The following is a 15,500-nucleotide window of genomic DNA, read 5'->3' as shown; positions in this document are numbered from 1 at the left end:
CATCGTGCGCACGAACCGTGACGTGGACCAGTCTCCACGGGACTCCTCGACGGGTTTCCCGTTCAGTGCGGTGGTCGGTCAGGACCAGCTGCGTCTGGCGCTCGTCCTGTGCGCCGTCCACCCGGGCATCGGCGGCGTCCTGGTGCGGGGCGAGAAGGGCACGGCCAAGTCGACGGTCGTCCGGGCGCTCACCACGTTGTTGCCGGCGGTCCGTGACGAGAACGGCCCGCGGCCCGCGCGGCTGGTCGAGTTGCCGGTGGGAGCCACCGAAGACCGTGTGGTCGGTTCACTCGACCTCGAGAAAGTCTTGCGCGACGGTGAACGCGCCTTTCGTCCGGGCCTGCTGTCCGCCGCCCATCAGGGCGTTCTCTATGTCGATGAAGTGAATCTGCTGCACGATCATCTGGTCGACGTTCTTCTCGACGCCGCAGCGATGGGCCGGGTGCATATCGAGCGGGACGGCATCTCCCACTCGCATCCGGCGCGGTTCGTTCTGGTGGGCACCATGAATCCGGAAGAAGGTGAACTGCGGCCGCAGCTTCTGGACCGTTTCGGCCTCGCTGTCGATGTCGCTGCGTCGCGTGACGTCGATGTGCGGATGGAGGTGGTGCGGCGGCGCCTCGACTTCGAACGCGACCCGCAGACGTTCGCCGCTCGCTATGCCGAGCAGGATCACGCTCTGGCCGCCGCCATCCTGGAAGCCCGGAATCGACTCGATTCGGTGGAGCTCGACGACACCGAGCTGCGCCGGATCGCGTTCCTGTGCGCCTCGTTCGACGTCGACGGTATGCGCGCCGATCTCGTCCTCGCTCGCACGGCCACCGCGCACGCCGCCTGGCGCGGTGCGGACGCCGTGACGGCAGAGGACGTGCGGGTTGCTGCGGAGTTGACGTTGCCGCACCGGCGCAGGCGGGACCCGTTCGACGAGCCGGGCCTCGACCAGGATCAACTCGACGATGCGTTGCGTCAGGCCGACGAGGACACCAGGGCGGCCGAAGAACCGCCCGCCGAAGCACCGTCGAGCGAGGATTCGTCCGAGCCGACCGCGGGCGAGGCCGCGGAGGATCCCGACGGACCCGACGACCCGCGCGGACCCGGGGGCGGAGCGCCGCCGCCGGAGCGGCCTGCCGGGCCTGCGGGCTCGCAGTTCACCACCAAGCTGCTCGAGATTCCCGGTGTCGGCGAAGGCGCTCCCGGCCGGCGCTCGCGTTCCCGCTCGTCGCGCGGTCGAGCGGTACGGGCAGCGAACGAGCAAGGGCACGGCCTGCACCTCGTGGGCACGCTGTTCGCGGCAGCGGAACGGCAGGCCGCTCGCGGACGCACGGCCGGCCGGATGATTCTGGACTCCGCCGACCTGCGAGGCGCTGTCCGAGAAGGCCGCGAGGGAAACCTCGTGGTGTTCGTCGTGGACGCGTCCGGCTCGATGGCGGCACGGGATCGACTGTCCGCGGTCACCGGGGCCGTCGTCTCACTCCTGCGCGATGCCTATCAGCGCCGGGACAAGGTGGCCGTCATCACCGTGCGTGGACGAGACGCCGAACTGGTTCTGCCACCGACATCGTCGGTGGACATCGCGGTCCGTCGGCTGCGCGGGATGCGCACCGGCGGTAAATCGCCTCTGGCGGAAGGCTTTCTGCGGGCTCGGCAGGTGGTATTGCGTGAGCGGCTCCGTGACCCGCAACGCCGGGCGCTCGTGGTCACACTCACTGACGGACGGGCCACGGGCGGCAAGGACGCTCTGCACCGCGCCAGAGTGGCGGCAGGGTTGCTCGCCGACAGTGCAGTCGCCTCGGTGGTGGTGGATTGCGAGACCGGAATGGTCCGGCTCGGTCTGGCGGCAGAACTGGCTCGGCACCTGCGTGGTGGGTACGTCCGACTCGGTGAACTCTCCGCGCAGCACGTCGCAGGTGTCGTTCGCGCTGCGGCATAACGACATTCGACGTAACGGAACCGGCATACAAGAAGCCGGGTGTTATCGAACGGTAGGAGAGTAGGACATGCCCAAGGGTGTTCCCGAGAACGTCCCGAACGACGGCCTCACCACGCGGCAGCGAAGGAACGCACCGATACTCGCGGTCCACACCGGCCCGGGTAAGGGAAAATCCACCGCGGCTTTCGGGATGGCGTTGCGTGCGTGGAACCAGGGCTTCGACGTCGGGGTGTTCCAGTTCGTGAAGAGTGCCAAGTGGAAGGTGGGGGAGGAGGCGGCGTTCCGTGCCCTGGGGCAACTCCACGAGGACACCGGGGTCGGCGGCGCCGTCCAATGGCACAAGATGGGTGAGGGCTGGTCGTGGGCGCGGAAGCACGGCTCCGAGGAAGACCATGCCGCGGCCGCTGCCGAGGGATGGCGTGAAATCGCCCGGCGGCTCGCTGCGGAGGAACACCGCTTCTATGTGCTCGACGAGTTCACCTATCCCCTCAAGTGGGGGTGGGTGGACGTCGACGAGGTTGTCGCGGTGCTGCGTGACCGGCCGGGTGCTCAGCACGTCGTCATCACAGGCAGGGATGCCCCGCAGGCGTTGATCGACGCGGCCGACCTCGTGACGGAAATGACGAAGATCGCCCATCCGATGGACGCCGGCCGCAAGGGCCAGCGAGGCATCGAGTGGTGACTGCGCACTCTGCGGTTCCCGCCGTAGTCATTGCGGCCCCCGCCTCGGGGAGCGGAAAGACGACAGTCGCCACGGGCTTGATGGGTGCGCTGGGTCAGTCGGGAAATGCGGTGGCGCCGTTCAAGGTCGGCCCCGACTACATCGATCCCGGCTACCATGCCTTGGCCGCGGGTCGGCCCGGACGCAATCTCGACCCGGTGATGGTGGGAGCCAACCGAATCGGCCCGCTCTACCGTCATGGGAGCACCGAGTGTGACATCGCCGTGGTCGAGGGTGTCATGGGATTGTTCGACGGCAAGATCGACGCCGCGTCTGCGGAGCCGTCGGCCGAGGGGTCGACAGCACAGGTCGCGGCACTGCTCGGCGCTCCCGTCGTGCTGGTGGTCGATGCCCGCGGGCACAGCCAGTCTCTGGCCGCTGTGCTTCACGGATTTTCGACGTATGACGCGTCGGTGCGCATCGGCGGTGTGATCCTCAACCGGGTCGGAAGCGCCCGGCACGAGGAGGTGCTGCGGCAGGCGAGCGAGCGCGTCGGGCTCCCTGTGCTGGGCGCGGTTCCCCGGATGGCGGAACTGGAAGTGCCGAGCCGGCATCTGGGCCTCATTCCCGCAGCCGAACACGGCGCCGCTGCCATGCAGGCCGTCGAGGCAATGACTCGGCTGGCCGCCCGGCATCTCGATCTGGCGGCGATCCGGGCGCTAGCGAGCTCTGCGATCGACGGACCCGCGTGGGATCCCACCGTCGAGGTGGGTGACGTGCCCGCCGGTGCTCGCCCGACGGTGGCAATCGCCGGCGGCCGAGCCTTCACTTTCGGGTACGCCGAACATCGAGAACTGCTCGCGGCGGCCGGAGCGCGCGTCGTGACCTTCGACCCGCTGCACGACGAACTGCCCGCGGACACGTCCGGAGTCGTCCTTCCGGGTGGCTTCCCGGAAGAGCATGCCGCCGCGCTTGCCGGGAACGGGCGCCTCCTCGCACAGATACGCGCACTGGCCGACGGCGGCGCACCGATCCACGCCGAATGCGCCGGACTGCTGTATCTCGCGCGCAGCCTCGACGGTTCAGCGATGGCATCGGTCATCGATGTCGACGCCTCGTTCGGCTCGCGCCTGACTCTGGGCTACCGCGATGCCGTGGCATTGACCGATTCGCCGCTCTTCGCTGCGGGCGAGCGGGTGGTGGGGCACGAATTCCATCGAACGTCGCTCACCCGGGCAGAGGCGCCCGGCTATGCGCCGGCGTGGGGATGGCGGCCGTGGGACGGTGCACCCGCGCGCGAAGGTTTCGCCGGAGGGGGCATTCACGCGTCGTACCTTCACACGCATCCGGCGGGACACCCCACCTCTGTCGCGCGGTTCGTGAGCGCGGCCCGCGACTTCGCCGACCATGGTTGAGGTCTGCGTGGGCATCGGGTTCCGCACGAGTGCGTCGAGCGCCGACATCGTCTCGGCGGTGCGCGCGGCGTTGGAGTCCGCGAACGTCGAGGCGCCCGTGACATTGATCTGCCTGGGCACTCTCGACCGCAAGGCGAACGAGCCTGCCGTCGTGGGTGCGGCCGCGGTACTCGGGGTTCCGGTCCTCGGATTCGACACCGGAGATCTCGCTGGCGTCGTCGTCCCACACCCGTCCGGCGTGGTGCATGCACACACCGGGTCGCCGAGTATCGCGGAGGCGGCGGCGGTACTGAGCGCCGGCTGCGGGCCACTGATCATTCCCAAACGGTCCGCGAATGGCGTCGTCGTCGCGGCAGCCCGTAAAGTTTCGTAGGTTCGAGACAAGACTTACCGGAAAATCTGGAGAAACGGGGATAGCGCGTGACTGCCGCCACCGGAGACGAGACCAACTACCTGGTCGGCCTCAATTTAACCGATCGCCGTGTGGTCGTGATCGGTGGCGGAAGCGTCGCACAGCGTCGACTGGGCCTGCTCATCGCATCGGGAGCACGCGTGCATCTGATCAGCCGCGCCGTCACTCCCGCGGTCGAGGGGATGGCGACGTCCGGGCAGATCACCCTGGAATTGCGCGACTACCGGGACGGTGACCTCGACGGCGCCTGGTACGCCATCGCCTGCACGGACGAACCCGACACCAATGCGACGATCGTCGCCGAGGCCGAACGGAACAGGGTGTTCTGTGTCCGGGCAGACAACGCCCGGTACGGCACGGCCGTCACCCCGGCCAGCGCGGGCTACGACGGCTTGAGCATCGGTGTGCTGGCGGGCGGCGATCACCGCCGCTCCGCGGCTGTGAGAAACGCCCTGGTGGAGGGCCTGCAGTCCGGAGTCGTTCCCGACACCGACGAGGCGCCCGCTGCCGGTGTGGCGCTGGTAGGCGGAGGTCCCGGTGATCCCGACCTCATCACCGTCCGTGGCCGCCGACTGCTGTCGCGCGCCGACGTCGTGGTGGCCGATCGCCTGGCGCCGCCGGAGCTTTTGGCCGAACTCGGTCCCGATGTCGACGTGATCGATGCTGCGAAGATTCCGTACGGCCGCGCGATGGCGCAGGAAGCCATCAACGCTGCCCTGATCGACAACGCCAAGGCGGGCAAGTTCGTGGTTCGTCTGAAGGGCGGCGACCCCTACGTGTTCGGACGGGGGTACGAAGAGCTCGAGGCGTGCGCGGCAGCAGGCGTCCCCGTCACGGTCGTCCCCGGTATCACCAGCGCGATCTCGGTCCCGTCGGCCGCCGGAATTCCGGTGACCCACCGAGGAGTCACCCACGAGTTCGTGGTCGTGAGCGGTCATGTGGCTCCCGACCACCCCGATTCTCTCGTCGACTGGTCGGCGCTGGCGCGGCTGAAGGGCACCATCGTGTTGCTGATGGCCGTCGAACGCATCGACGCGTTCGCCACGGTCCTGATGGCGGGCGGCCGGCCCGTGGACACCCCGGTCACCGTCATCCAGGAGGGCACACTGCGTACTCAGCGCACGCTCCGCGCGGATCTGCAGAGTGTCGCGGCCCGGGTGAAGGAAGAGCAGATTCGGCCGCCCGCCATCGTGGTCATCGGACCGGTGGCAGGGTTTAGCGTGGACGCTGGGTAACGTGAACGCTCGTGTCTGATTCCCGAGTGCCGAAATCTGCTTCAGTGAACTCTGCGGCAGATGCCCCAGCGGTCCCGGCCGCGGCGACCCGTGTGCTGGGTCTCGCCATCATCGTCCTCAGTGGATTGCAGATGATGGTGGTCCTCGACGGGACCGTCGCCAACCTGGCCCTGGCTCCCCTGCAGGCAGACCTCGGTCTCACCGACAGCGGCCGTAACTGGGTGCTGACCTCCTATGCCTTGGCGTTCGGTGGGCTCATGCTCCTCGGGGGCCGGCTGGGGGACGCCTTCGGCCGCAAGAAGATGTTCATCGGCGGCGTCGCGCTCTTCACCGTCGCCTCCTTGTTGTGCGGCCTCGCGGTCAACGAATTCATGCTGATCGGTGCCCGCTTCCTGCAGGGTGTGGGTGCTGCGGTGGCCTCGCCCACCGCGCTGGCCCTGGTGGCCACGACGTTCGCCGCCGGTCCCGCGCGCAACCAGGCCATCGCGATCTTCGCTGCAATGACGGGGATCGGATCGATCGCGGGACTGATCATCGGCGGTGCACTCACCGAAGTGTCGTGGCGGCTGATCTTCCTCATCAACGTGCCGATCGGTGTGGTCATCGTGCTGTTCGCCTTCACGTCGTTGAAGGAGACGGCCGGTGAGCGCCTGGCGCTCGACGTACCGGGCGCCGTTCTGGCGACGGTCGCGGCAACCGGTGTGGTGTTCGCTCTCACCGAGGGGCCGGAACTGGGGTGGACCAGTCCCTTCGTGATCGGTGCGCTCATCGCGGGTCTGCTGCTGTTCGTCGCGTTCCTATACGTCGAGCGCACCGCCGACAACCCGTTGCTTCCCTTCTCGCTGTTCACCGACAAGAACAGGGTGGCCACCTTCGTCGCCATCTTCTTCGCAGGCGCCGTGATGTTCACGGTCGCCGCCTTCGTGGCGCTGTTCGTCCAGGACATCCTCGGTTACAGCCCACTCGAAGCGGGCCTGGCCTTCATCCCGTTCGCGTTCGGTCTGGGAGCCGCGGCCTTCGTGGCGTCGAAACTCGCCGTCCGCATCCAGCCGCGCTGGCTGGTGATCGCTGGGGCGGCCATCATGGTGGTGGGCCTGCTCTACGGTTCCACCCTGGACGCGTCGGCGACGTATCCGGCCAACCTGTTCGTGCCGGTCGTGGGAATCGGTTTCGGCGTCGGACTTGCCGTTGTTCCGCTTCCTCTGTGCGCCATCGCGGGAGTACCGGAAACCGAGATCGGACCGGTGGCCGCCATCGCTCAGGTCGCGCAGACGCTCGGCGGCCCGCTCGCCCTCGCTCTCATCGGGGCGATGGCGACGTCCCGCACGCTGTCCCTCGGTGGGGTGTCGGGCAAGATCGGCGACATGACGCCGGCGCAGATCACTGCGCTCGGTGAGGGCTACACCTTCGCCCTGGTAGGCAGCGCCGTCTGTGCCCTGATCGCCGGGCTGGCGGCACTGTTCATCCGGTTCACTCCGCAACAGGTTGCGCAGGCGCAAGCGGCCGAGAAGGCAGCGCAGCAGTCCTGACTTTCCCTCCCTGGGGCGTGCGGGCGAAAAGATCCGTAATCGTTGTGCCTGGGTTCTGTAACTGTCTAGGGTCATTTATATGGATGACCGGGTAACAGACACTGCAGCGGTCGGCGTCGTTCCGGAGGACAGCGTGCGGCACGTTCGCACGGTGATCATCGGCAGTGGTTTCGCGGGACTCGGTGCGGCTATACGACTGAGCAAGGACGGGCGGGAGGATTTCCTCGTCCTCGAGCGGGACAGTGACGTCGGGGGCACGTGGCGCGACAACACCTATCCCGGCGCCGCCTGTGACGTGCCCTCGCACCTGTACTCCTACTCGTTCGCACTCAACCCCGAATGGTCACGTTCGTTTTCGGCACAACCGGAGATCCAGCACTACATTCGCAGGGTTGCGCGTCAGTACAACGTCCTCGGAAAGCACGTCTTCGATTGCGACGTGACCGAGGCCCGCTGGAATCGCGGCGTCTCGCGGTGGGAGCTCACCACCAGCCGCGGCCACTTCTCGGCGGACACCGTGATCTGCGCGTTCGGGGCGCTGGCCGAGCCCTCTCTGCCGAGCATTCCCGGGATCGAAGTATTCGACGGCGAGATCTTCCACTCGGCGCAATGGAATCACGATGCCGACCTCACCGGCACACGCGTTGCAGTGATCGGCACGGGAGCATCGGCAATTCAAATCGTTCCTGCCATCGTCGACCAGGTGCAACACCTGGACGTGTATCAGCGCACCGCCCCCTGGTTGCTGCCGCGATTCGACCGGGCCTATACCCGGATCGAGCGGTGGGCCTTCCACCACGTGCCCGGCGTCCAGCGACTGCTCCGCGCCGCAATCTACGGAGGCCGGGAAGTGCAGGTGGTCGGTCTTGCCAAGGCGCCCGTCTTCATGAAACCGCTGGAGTGGCTGGCGCGCATGAAGATCCGGACAGAGATCAAGGACCCGGCCCTGCGTGAGAAGGTCACTCCGAACTTCCGGATCGGCTGCAAGAGAATGCTGATTTCCAACGACTACTACGCGGCCCTCGACCGGGACGACGTCGAACTCGTCACCGACCCGATCGCGGAGATACGAGAGCATGCGGTGGTGACGAGGGACGGCACCGTGCGTTCGGTGGATGCCATCGTCATCGCGACCGGATTCCAGGTGACGGATTCACCGATGTTCGAGGTCATCTTCGGGCGGGACGGACGCAGTCTGGCGCAGGTTTTCGGTGAGGCCGGTATGCAGGCCTACAAGGGCGCGACTGTCGCCAACTTCCCCAACATGTTTTTTCTCGTCGGACCCAACACGGGGCTCGGCCACACGTCGATGGTGTACATGATCGAATCACAGATCAACTACGTCGCTGATGCTATTGCGGCGTTGGAGCAGAACGGAATTCGCACGGTCGAGGTCCGCAAGGAGGTTCAGGACGATTACAACCGGGACCTTCAGGAGAAGCTGTCGAACAGCGTCTGGATGACGGGCGGATGCGCCAGCTGGTACCTCGATCGGCACGGCAACAACACCACACTGTGGCCCGACTTCACCTTCAAATTCCGCCGCCAGACACAGCGTTTCGACATCGCAGCCTACGAGGTGTCCGCCGACGCGGGCACGCCGGTGGGGTAGCGGCGGCCACGGCCCACTGTCCTGATGCCGTCCTGATGCCGGACTGCCTCAGTGGCGAACGGGCCGGTACCGGCGAACAGGTCTGCCCGCGCCCCCGTACTCGAGGCGTACTTCGAGTAAACCCTCGGCCAGGTAATGCTCGAGGTACCTGCGCACGCTCACCCGGGACAGTCCCGCGAGCTCGGCGCATTCCATGGACGACAACTCGCCCCGCTCCTGCACGATGTCGAGGACCAACTTGCCGGTTTCGACGCTGAGCCCCTTGGGGAGGCGGCCCGGGTCGGCGTTCTTGCCTGCGCTGCCGAACAGGGAGTCGATCAACGACTGATCCGCGCCGGATTGCGATTCGAGTGCCCGTGCCCGTCGCCGAAAGTTCTCGAGCTTCTCCTGCAGGTGGGCGTACTCGAACGGTTTCACCAGGTAGTCGGAGGCGCCGCCGTGCAGCGCCCGGCTGACGGTGTCGATCTCGCGCGCAGCCGTGATCATGATCACGCCGACCGGATTTCCCTCCGCCCGGAGGGACTGGAGGACATCGAGTCCGGACATGTCCGGCAAGTACACGTCGAGAAGCACGAGATCCGGCCGACGGGAGCGCACGGCATCGAGGGCGTCGGCCGCGGTCCGCGCGACTGCGACGGTGGTGAACCCCGGCGTCTTGTCGACGAACCGGCGGTGTATCTCCGCGACCATGAAGTCGTCGTCGACGACCAGCACCTCATACATCGTTCCGCCGAACGGTCATGGTCGGAGAGTCTAACTACGGGGAACGTGGACGGTGAACAAAGCGCCTCCGGTGCCGGGCGCGTCCGACACCGATGCGAATCCGCCGTGCTGCGCGCTGACCAGTCGCACCAGGGCCAGCCCGATCCCGCGACCGCCTGGCACCCCTGTCTTGGACGTGACTCCCCGGGAGAAGATTTCCTCGCGCATCGACTCGGGTACCCCGGGGCCCGAGTCGGCGACCTCGATCAAAATGCCGTCGCCGTCCGTGATTCGAATCGATATCGTCGCGTGCGGTCCGCCTTCGGACACGTCGACGGCATTGTCGATGAGATTTCCGACGACGGTGATGACGTCGGTCGCGAGTTCGGGGTCGAGTGCGTGCAGGCGTGAATCGGGCTCCAGTGTCAGAGACACTCCGGTCTCCGCCGCCAACGAGGTCTTCGCGATCAGGAGGGCGGCCACGGCGGGATCGGAAATCCTTTGCGTCACAGCGTCGCTGATTTCTGCGCGGCGTCGAGTGAGCGTTCCGACGAATTCGGTGACGGCGTCGTAGTCACCGAGCTGCGTGAGTCCCGAGATGGTGTGCAACTGGTTGGCGAATTCGTGCGTCTGCGCGCGCAGCGTGTCGGTGACGCTCTTGTGGGACGACAGCTGGCTCTGCATCGACGCGAGCTCGGTGCTGTCGCGCATGGTGGTGACGGTGCCGATCTTGTGGCCCTGGCTGGTAGCGGCCCGCCGGCTGAGCGCCAGCATGCGCGAGGACGTCGAGAGCACCACGTCACGGCCGTCCTCGCCGGTGAGGAGATACCGGCGGACGCCCGGGTCGAGTGGGACGTCGTCGACATGCCTGCCGACGACGTCACCGCTGAGGTCGAGTAGTTCCTGGGCGCTGTCGTTGAGGAGCGTGATGATGCCGTCGGTGTTCACCGCCACTACGCCCTCACGGATGCTGTGAAGCAGGGCCTCCCGGTGGTCGGCGAGACTGGCGATCTCGGCGATCTCCAGCCCCCGGGTGTGTGTCTTGATTCTGCGTGAGAGGAGCCACGAACCGAGAAGTCCCAGCCCGGCGCCGATACCGAGGTAGAGGAGCAGGCGCGCACCGGCACTGCTGAGCAGGGCCCAGGTCGACGGGTAGTCGTCGCTGACCGACACTGCTGCCAGGACATCACCGGTGGCCGTGAGGATAGGAACGTGGCCGACGATGGCGCGCCGGTCGTCGACCACGACATCACCCGACCAGGCGCGGCCGGTCAGCACGTCGCTGCCGCCGAGTTCCGCGGGCAGCCCGATCCGGGTGGGGTCGGAGGACACTGCCGTCACCCCTTCGGGTGTGACGATCTCCGCCAGTGTCGCGCCCGACAGATTGACTGCCCGATCCACTTCAGGGGCGAGGACCCGCTCGACCGACGGGTCCGAGAGGCGGTCACGCACCACCGGGGTCGAGGCGACGTTCTCGGCCACGGCGATCATGCGCTGGCCCTGCAATTCGCGAAACTCCACCGTCGATTGGTGAACCGAGACGGCAGCGACCGCGAGAAGGACGACGCCGACGACCACCAGCTGGAGCAGCAGGACCTGCCCGGCAAGACTTCGCACTCTGGGGTGACGTGGTGACCACAATGAACTTAAGTTCCATTTCGTTCGCATAGGTGACGTGCGTCACCAATGGGGACAGTATTGCCGAAGATCACATCGATGGCGAAATGGGGAACGATGGCGAGAACAGGTGGCGGAAGCAGCGTACGCGCGGTGCTCCTGCTGGCGCTCGTAGGCCTTCTCGTGGCCGGGTGCGGAGTTACCCGTGGCGAGGACGAGGGCTTGCACAGGGTGCGGATGATGGTTCCGAACAGCCCCGGCGGCGGCTACGACCTCACCGCGCGGACTGCGGTGAAGATCATGGAAGATCAGGACATTACCGGCCGAGTCGAGGTCTTCAACGTCATCGGTGCAGGCGGAACGGTCGCCATGGCTCGACTGATGAACGAGTCGGGCAACGACGATCTCATGATGATGATGGGTCTCGGAGTCGTCGGTGCCGGTTACACCAACGGGTCGTCCGCCCGCGTGTCCGACGCGACCGCATTGGCGAAGGTGGTGGAAGAGCAGGAAGGCATTCTGGTTCCTGCGGATTCGCCGCTGCGCACCATCGACGACTTCGTCGCGGCGTGGCGGGCCGACCCGGCCTCGGTCACGATCGGCGGCGGATCGTCACCGGGCGGGCCGGACCACCTGTTCCCGATGGAGACCGCCCGCGCGGTAGGGGTGGATCCCAATGCGGTGAACTACGTCTCCTACGACGGTGGAGGTGACCTGTTGACGGCGCTGCTCGGACAGAAGATCACCGCAGGCACCTCGGGGCTGGGGGAGTACGTCGACCAGATCGAAGCCGGTCAGGTGCGCGTGCTCGCGGTGTCGGGTAGCGAACGAATCGAGGGCGTCGATGCGCCGACGCTGTCGGAGGCGGGAATCGATCTCACCTTCACCAACTGGCGTGGAGTCCTTGCGCCCCCTGGCCTTTCGGACAGTGCCCGGGCCGACATGGTGGAAGCGTTGGAGAAGTTGCACGACACACCCGAATGGAAGGAGGCCCTGGTGAAGAACGGTTGGAGTGACGCCTTCATGACGGGACCGGATTTCGAGCAGTTCCTACGCGACCAGGACGAGCGGGTCTCGTCCACCCTGTCCGAACTGGGGTTGGCATGACCACGCCCGTGCCACCGCCCGCCGGCGCCCCCGACGTGGCCCCGGCGCCACGCAAACGGGACCTGGCGCAGTTCATCGTCTGTGCGGTCATGCTCACGGTGGGCGTGTTTCTCATCGTCGACGCACTGACCCTCAGCGCCGGGTTCGCGAAGGTGGACCCGGTCGGGCCGCGGCTGTTTCCGCTGGCGGTGGGCATCGGGCTGCTCGTCCTCACCGCGATCCTCGCTGTCGCGATCCTGCGCGGCTCCACGGGGGAGGCCGACGGGGGCGAGGACGTCGACCTCGATTCGTCGAGTGACTGGCGAACGGTAGGGCTGCTCGTCGGTCTGTTCGCCGCCACCATCGCGCTGATCGACTTCCTCGGATGGGCGATCACCGGAACGTTCCTCTTCGCCGGGGCGGCAACGATTCTCGGCAGCCGTCACTGGGTACGCAACATCGCCATCGGCGCGGTGCTTGGCTTCGGTAGCTTCTACGCGTTCTACGTCGGGCTCGGAATCCCGCTGCCCGCAGGCATTCTGGACGGAATTCTCTGACATGGACAATCTGAACTGGCTGCTGCAGGGGTTCGAGCAGGCAGCCACCCCGATGAACCTCCTCTACGCATGCCTGGGCGTCCTGCTCGGTACCGCCGTCGGCGTCCTTCCCGGCATCGGCCCCGCCATGACCGTGGCGCTCCTGCTCCCCGTCACCTACAACGTCAGTCCGAGCGCCGCCTTCATCATGTTCGCCGGCATCTACTACGGCGGAATGTACGGCGGCTCGACCACATCCATTCTGCTGAACACCCCGGGGGAGTCGTCCTCGGTGATCACGGCCATCGAAGGCAACAAGATGGCCAGAGCAGGACGAGCGGCGCAGGCTCTGGCGACCGCGGCGATCGGTTCCTTCGTCGCCGGATCGATCGGCACGATGCTGCTCGTACTCTTCGCCCCCGCGGTCTCGAGTTTCGCTGTAACCTTGGGCGCCCCTTCTTATCTCGCTATCATGCTGCTGGCCCTCGTTGCCGTCACCGCGGTGCTGGGAAGCTCGAAGCTTCGTGGATGCATCTCCCTCCTGCTCGGGCTCGCGATCGGGCTGGTCGGGATCGATTTCCTCACCGGGCAACCGCGCGCCACATTCGGGATTCCGCAGCTGTCCGACGGCATCGATATCGTCGTCGTGGCAGTCGCAGTCTTTGCGCTGGGTGAAGCCCTCTGGGTGGCGGCGCACCTGCGCCGCCGGCCGGCCGAGGTCATTCCGGTCGGCCGGCCGTGGATGGGGAAGAAGGACTGGAAGCGGTCGTGGAAGCCATGGCTGCGAGGGACCGCGTACGGATTCCCGTTCGGGGCACTCCCCGCCGGTGGCGCCGAACTCCCCACCTTCCTGTCCTACATCACCGAGAAGAAGCTCTCGAAGCACAAGGACGAATTCGGCAATGGCGCCATCGAAGGGGTCGCGGGCCCCGAGGCGGCCAACAACGCCTCCGCGGCGGGCACGCTCGTGCCCATGCTGTCGCTCGGTCTGCCCACCAACGCGACCGCGGCTGTCATGCTCACCGCCTTCGTCTCGTACGGGATCCAGCCGGGACCGACCCTGTTCGAGAAGGAACCGCTCCTCATCTGGACGTTGATCGCCAGCCTGTTCATCGGCAACTTCCTCCTGCTCGTCCTGAACCTGCCTCTCGCGCCGCTGTGGGCCAAGCTGCTCCGCACCCCGCGCCCCTACCTGTATGCGGGCATCTTGTTCTTCGCTGCACTCGGCGCCTTCGCCGTGAACCTCCAGTGGCTGGACCTGGCGCTGCTCCTGGTCTTCGGCCTGATGGGTCTGATGATGCGCAGATTCGGATTGCCCGTGCTGCCACTGATCATCGGTGTCATCCTCGGTCCGCGCATCGAACGGCAACTGCGGCAGAGTCTGCAACTCGGTGGCGGCGACTGGGGGAGTCTGTTCACCGAGCCGGTGGCAATCATCGTCTACGTAATCATCGCGCTTCTGCTTCTCGCCCCGCTCGTCGCGAAGTTCGTCCGTTCGCGGCTTCCCGTCCCCACACTCGACTTCCCGGAGGGACCGTCCGCCGACGACTCCCCCGACACCAGAGAGAAGGCGCACGCATGATCGTCGTCGGTTACACCCCGGACCGGTACGGAGAGGCAGCCCTCGACCACGGCCTCGCAGAAGCACGGCTGCGCCAGACGTCGCTGGTGGTGATCAACTCCTCGAAGGGCGACGCTCTTGCGGATCAGTCGTTCGCCGACCACACGCAGCTGCAGAAACTGGAAGAGAAGCTCGCCGACAGCGGTGTCGAACACGAGGTCCGGCAAATCGTCGGCGACGAGGTAGTCGACGTCATCATCGAGGCGACGACAGCACCGACCGCCGAGCTGCTCGTCATCGGTATCCGCGACCGCACCCCCGTCGGGAAGCTGCTGATGGGGAGCACTGCGCAACGCCTGCTGCTGTCCTGCCGCAAGCCCGTCCTGGCCGTCAAACCGGAGTAGACCCCCTGTGAGTACTTGTTAACCGCCCGCGGTTGACAAGTACTCACAGGGGTTAGTCGGTGAGGATGATCAACTCCCGCTTCGAGGCGACCTCGACGCGGAGTCCGGCCTTCGCCGCCACGCGGGCGACGCCGCGCACGTCCTGGGGTTCGGCGCGGGAAAGGGTGAGTGCGCGGGCGAGCAGCCCCTTGTGGTGTTTGTTGAAATGGCTCACGACGGTGCGGGTGCCGTCCGGCTTCTCGGTGAGCACGGTGGCGATCACCGCATCCGGAATCGGGCCGAGCTGCTGATACGTCCCGGATCGCAGATCGACGACGAGGCCATCCGCTTCCGCGGTGATTGCCCGGCTCAACTCCGGCTTCCACAACGACCGGAGGGTCCCCAGACCGGGCAGCTTCGACCCGCCGGACAACCGGTAGGCGGGGATCAGGTCACCCGCGCGCACCGCGCCGAACAGTGCCGATCCCATCGCGAGGCGCGAGAGCGCCTTCGACTTCTGTGCCTTGGTGAACGACTTCGCGTCGAGCGCGTCGAACAGGACACCGGTATATCGTTCCAACGCCGGCCGGGTCGGCGACACCCACAGCTTGGCGTTCCGCTCGATCTCGTCGGCCTGCGTCGGGCCGAGGCCCAGTGCCTCCTGCGACGCCTCCGCATCGGCGGCGAGAGCCACCAGCGCCGACACCAGCACCTCTCGAGTGTCGGTGAGCTGCGGCATGGACAGCTCGGCCAGGTCGAGGGGGGCGTCGGCGCCACCATCGGACTTGGTTTCTGAGGGAGGAAGCAACACCAGCACGGTG

Annotated in this window: 14 protein-coding genes; 11 read left to right on the top strand and 3 right to left on the bottom strand. The window is 66.8% G+C overall.

The window, feature by feature from the left end; translation table 11 throughout:
- Positions 1 to 4: 4 nt before the first annotated feature.
- The 7 genes from CBI38_RS17920 (at position 5) to CBI38_RS17890 (ending at position 8,794) form a co-directional block, all read left to right on the top strand.
- Positions 5 to 1,930, top strand: a complete 1,926-nt coding sequence (locus CBI38_RS17920; RefSeq protein WP_418328267.1) for a magnesium chelatase subunit D family protein — start codon at positions 5 to 7, stop codon at positions 1,928 to 1,930.
- 67 nt (positions 1,931 to 1,997) lie between these two features.
- Positions 1,998 to 2,612, top strand: a complete 615-nt coding sequence (gene cobO / locus CBI38_RS17915; RefSeq protein WP_109330876.1) for a cob(I)yrinic acid a,c-diamide adenosyltransferase — start codon at positions 1,998 to 2,000, stop codon at positions 2,610 to 2,612.
- Complete coding sequence (locus tag CBI38_RS17910) at positions 2,606 to 4,006, top strand: cobyrinate a,c-diamide synthase (protein ID WP_109330874.1); 1,401 nt, start codon at positions 2,606 to 2,608, stop codon at positions 4,004 to 4,006. The genes cobO and CBI38_RS17910 overlap by 7 nt, the downstream gene beginning before the upstream one ends.
- A 7-nt stretch (positions 4,007 to 4,013) precedes the next feature.
- On the top strand, positions 4,014 to 4,379 hold the full coding sequence (locus CBI38_RS17905; protein WP_230989878.1) for a cobalamin biosynthesis protein: 366 nt from the start codon (positions 4,014 to 4,016) through the stop codon (positions 4,377 to 4,379).
- Between the two features lie 47 nt (positions 4,380 to 4,426).
- Positions 4,427 to 5,653 (top strand): uroporphyrinogen-III C-methyltransferase, encoded by a 1,227-nt coding sequence (gene cobA, locus CBI38_RS17900; RefSeq protein ID WP_109330870.1) that lies wholly within the window; start codon positions 4,427 to 4,429, stop codon positions 5,651 to 5,653.
- 131 nt (positions 5,654 to 5,784) lie between these two features.
- Entirely contained in the window at positions 5,785 to 7,182 is a 1,398-nt protein-coding gene (locus tag CBI38_RS17895; RefSeq protein WP_230990244.1) for an MFS transporter, read from the top strand.
- A gap of 79 nt (positions 7,183 to 7,261) precedes the next feature.
- Entirely contained in the window at positions 7,262 to 8,794 is a 1,533-nt protein-coding gene (locus CBI38_RS17890) for a flavin-containing monooxygenase (RefSeq protein WP_109330866.1), read from the top strand.
- 48 nt (positions 8,795 to 8,842) lie between these two features.
- Here the strand turns inward: CBI38_RS17890 and CBI38_RS17885 are convergent, their stop codons facing one another.
- Together CBI38_RS17885 and CBI38_RS17880 are read right to left on the bottom strand one after the other, a co-directional pair.
- Positions 8,843 to 9,517, bottom strand: a complete 675-nt coding sequence (locus tag CBI38_RS17885; RefSeq protein ID WP_109330864.1) for a response regulator — start codon at positions 9,515 to 9,517, stop codon at positions 8,843 to 8,845.
- 30 nt (positions 9,518 to 9,547) lie between these two features.
- Positions 9,548 to 11,164 (bottom strand): sensor histidine kinase, encoded by a 1,617-nt coding sequence (locus CBI38_RS17880; RefSeq protein ID WP_109330863.1) that lies wholly within the window; start codon positions 11,162 to 11,164, stop codon positions 9,548 to 9,550.
- 66 nt (positions 11,165 to 11,230) lie between these two features.
- Between CBI38_RS17880 and CBI38_RS17875 the strand changes: the two genes are divergently transcribed.
- From CBI38_RS17875 to CBI38_RS17860, 4 genes are read left to right on the top strand one after another with little or no spacing between them, the layout of a single operon-like run.
- Positions 11,231 to 12,220: a Bug family tripartite tricarboxylate transporter substrate binding protein gene (locus tag CBI38_RS17875; protein WP_109335172.1), complete on the top strand. Its 990-nt coding sequence runs from the start codon at positions 11,231 to 11,233 to the stop codon at positions 12,218 to 12,220.
- Positions 12,217 to 12,756 carry a tripartite tricarboxylate transporter TctB family protein gene (locus tag CBI38_RS17870; RefSeq protein ID WP_109330861.1) on the top strand — a complete coding sequence of 180 codons (540 nt, stop codon included), beginning with the start codon at positions 12,217 to 12,219 and terminating at the stop codon, positions 12,754 to 12,756. The genes CBI38_RS17875 and CBI38_RS17870 overlap by 4 nt, the downstream gene beginning before the upstream one ends.
- A gap of 1 nt (position 12,757) precedes the next feature.
- Entirely contained in the window at positions 12,758 to 14,317 is a 1,560-nt protein-coding gene (locus tag CBI38_RS17865) for a tripartite tricarboxylate transporter permease (RefSeq protein ID WP_109330859.1), read from the top strand.
- Entirely contained in the window at positions 14,314 to 14,700 is a 387-nt protein-coding gene (locus CBI38_RS17860; RefSeq protein ID WP_109330857.1) for a universal stress protein, read from the top strand. The genes CBI38_RS17865 and CBI38_RS17860 overlap by 4 nt, the downstream gene beginning before the upstream one ends.
- Positions 14,701 to 14,752: 52 nt before the next feature.
- On the opposite strand, the gene yaaA is transcribed toward CBI38_RS17860, so the two are convergent.
- The gene (yaaA, locus tag CBI38_RS17855) at positions 14,753 to 15,496 is read right to left on the bottom strand and encodes a peroxide stress protein YaaA (RefSeq protein ID WP_109330855.1); all 744 of its coding nucleotides are present in this window, start codon (positions 15,494 to 15,496) and stop codon (positions 14,753 to 14,755) included.
- Positions 15,497 to 15,500 lie beyond the last annotated feature (4 nt).

The sequence above is a fragment of the Rhodococcus oxybenzonivorans genome (genome assembly GCF_003130705.1).
GTDB lineage: Bacteria > Actinomycetota > Actinomycetes > Mycobacteriales > Mycobacteriaceae > Rhodococcus_F > Rhodococcus_F oxybenzonivorans.
Note: the sequence above shows the minus strand (reverse complement) of the source record. Positions and strands in the feature narration are given on the sequence as shown.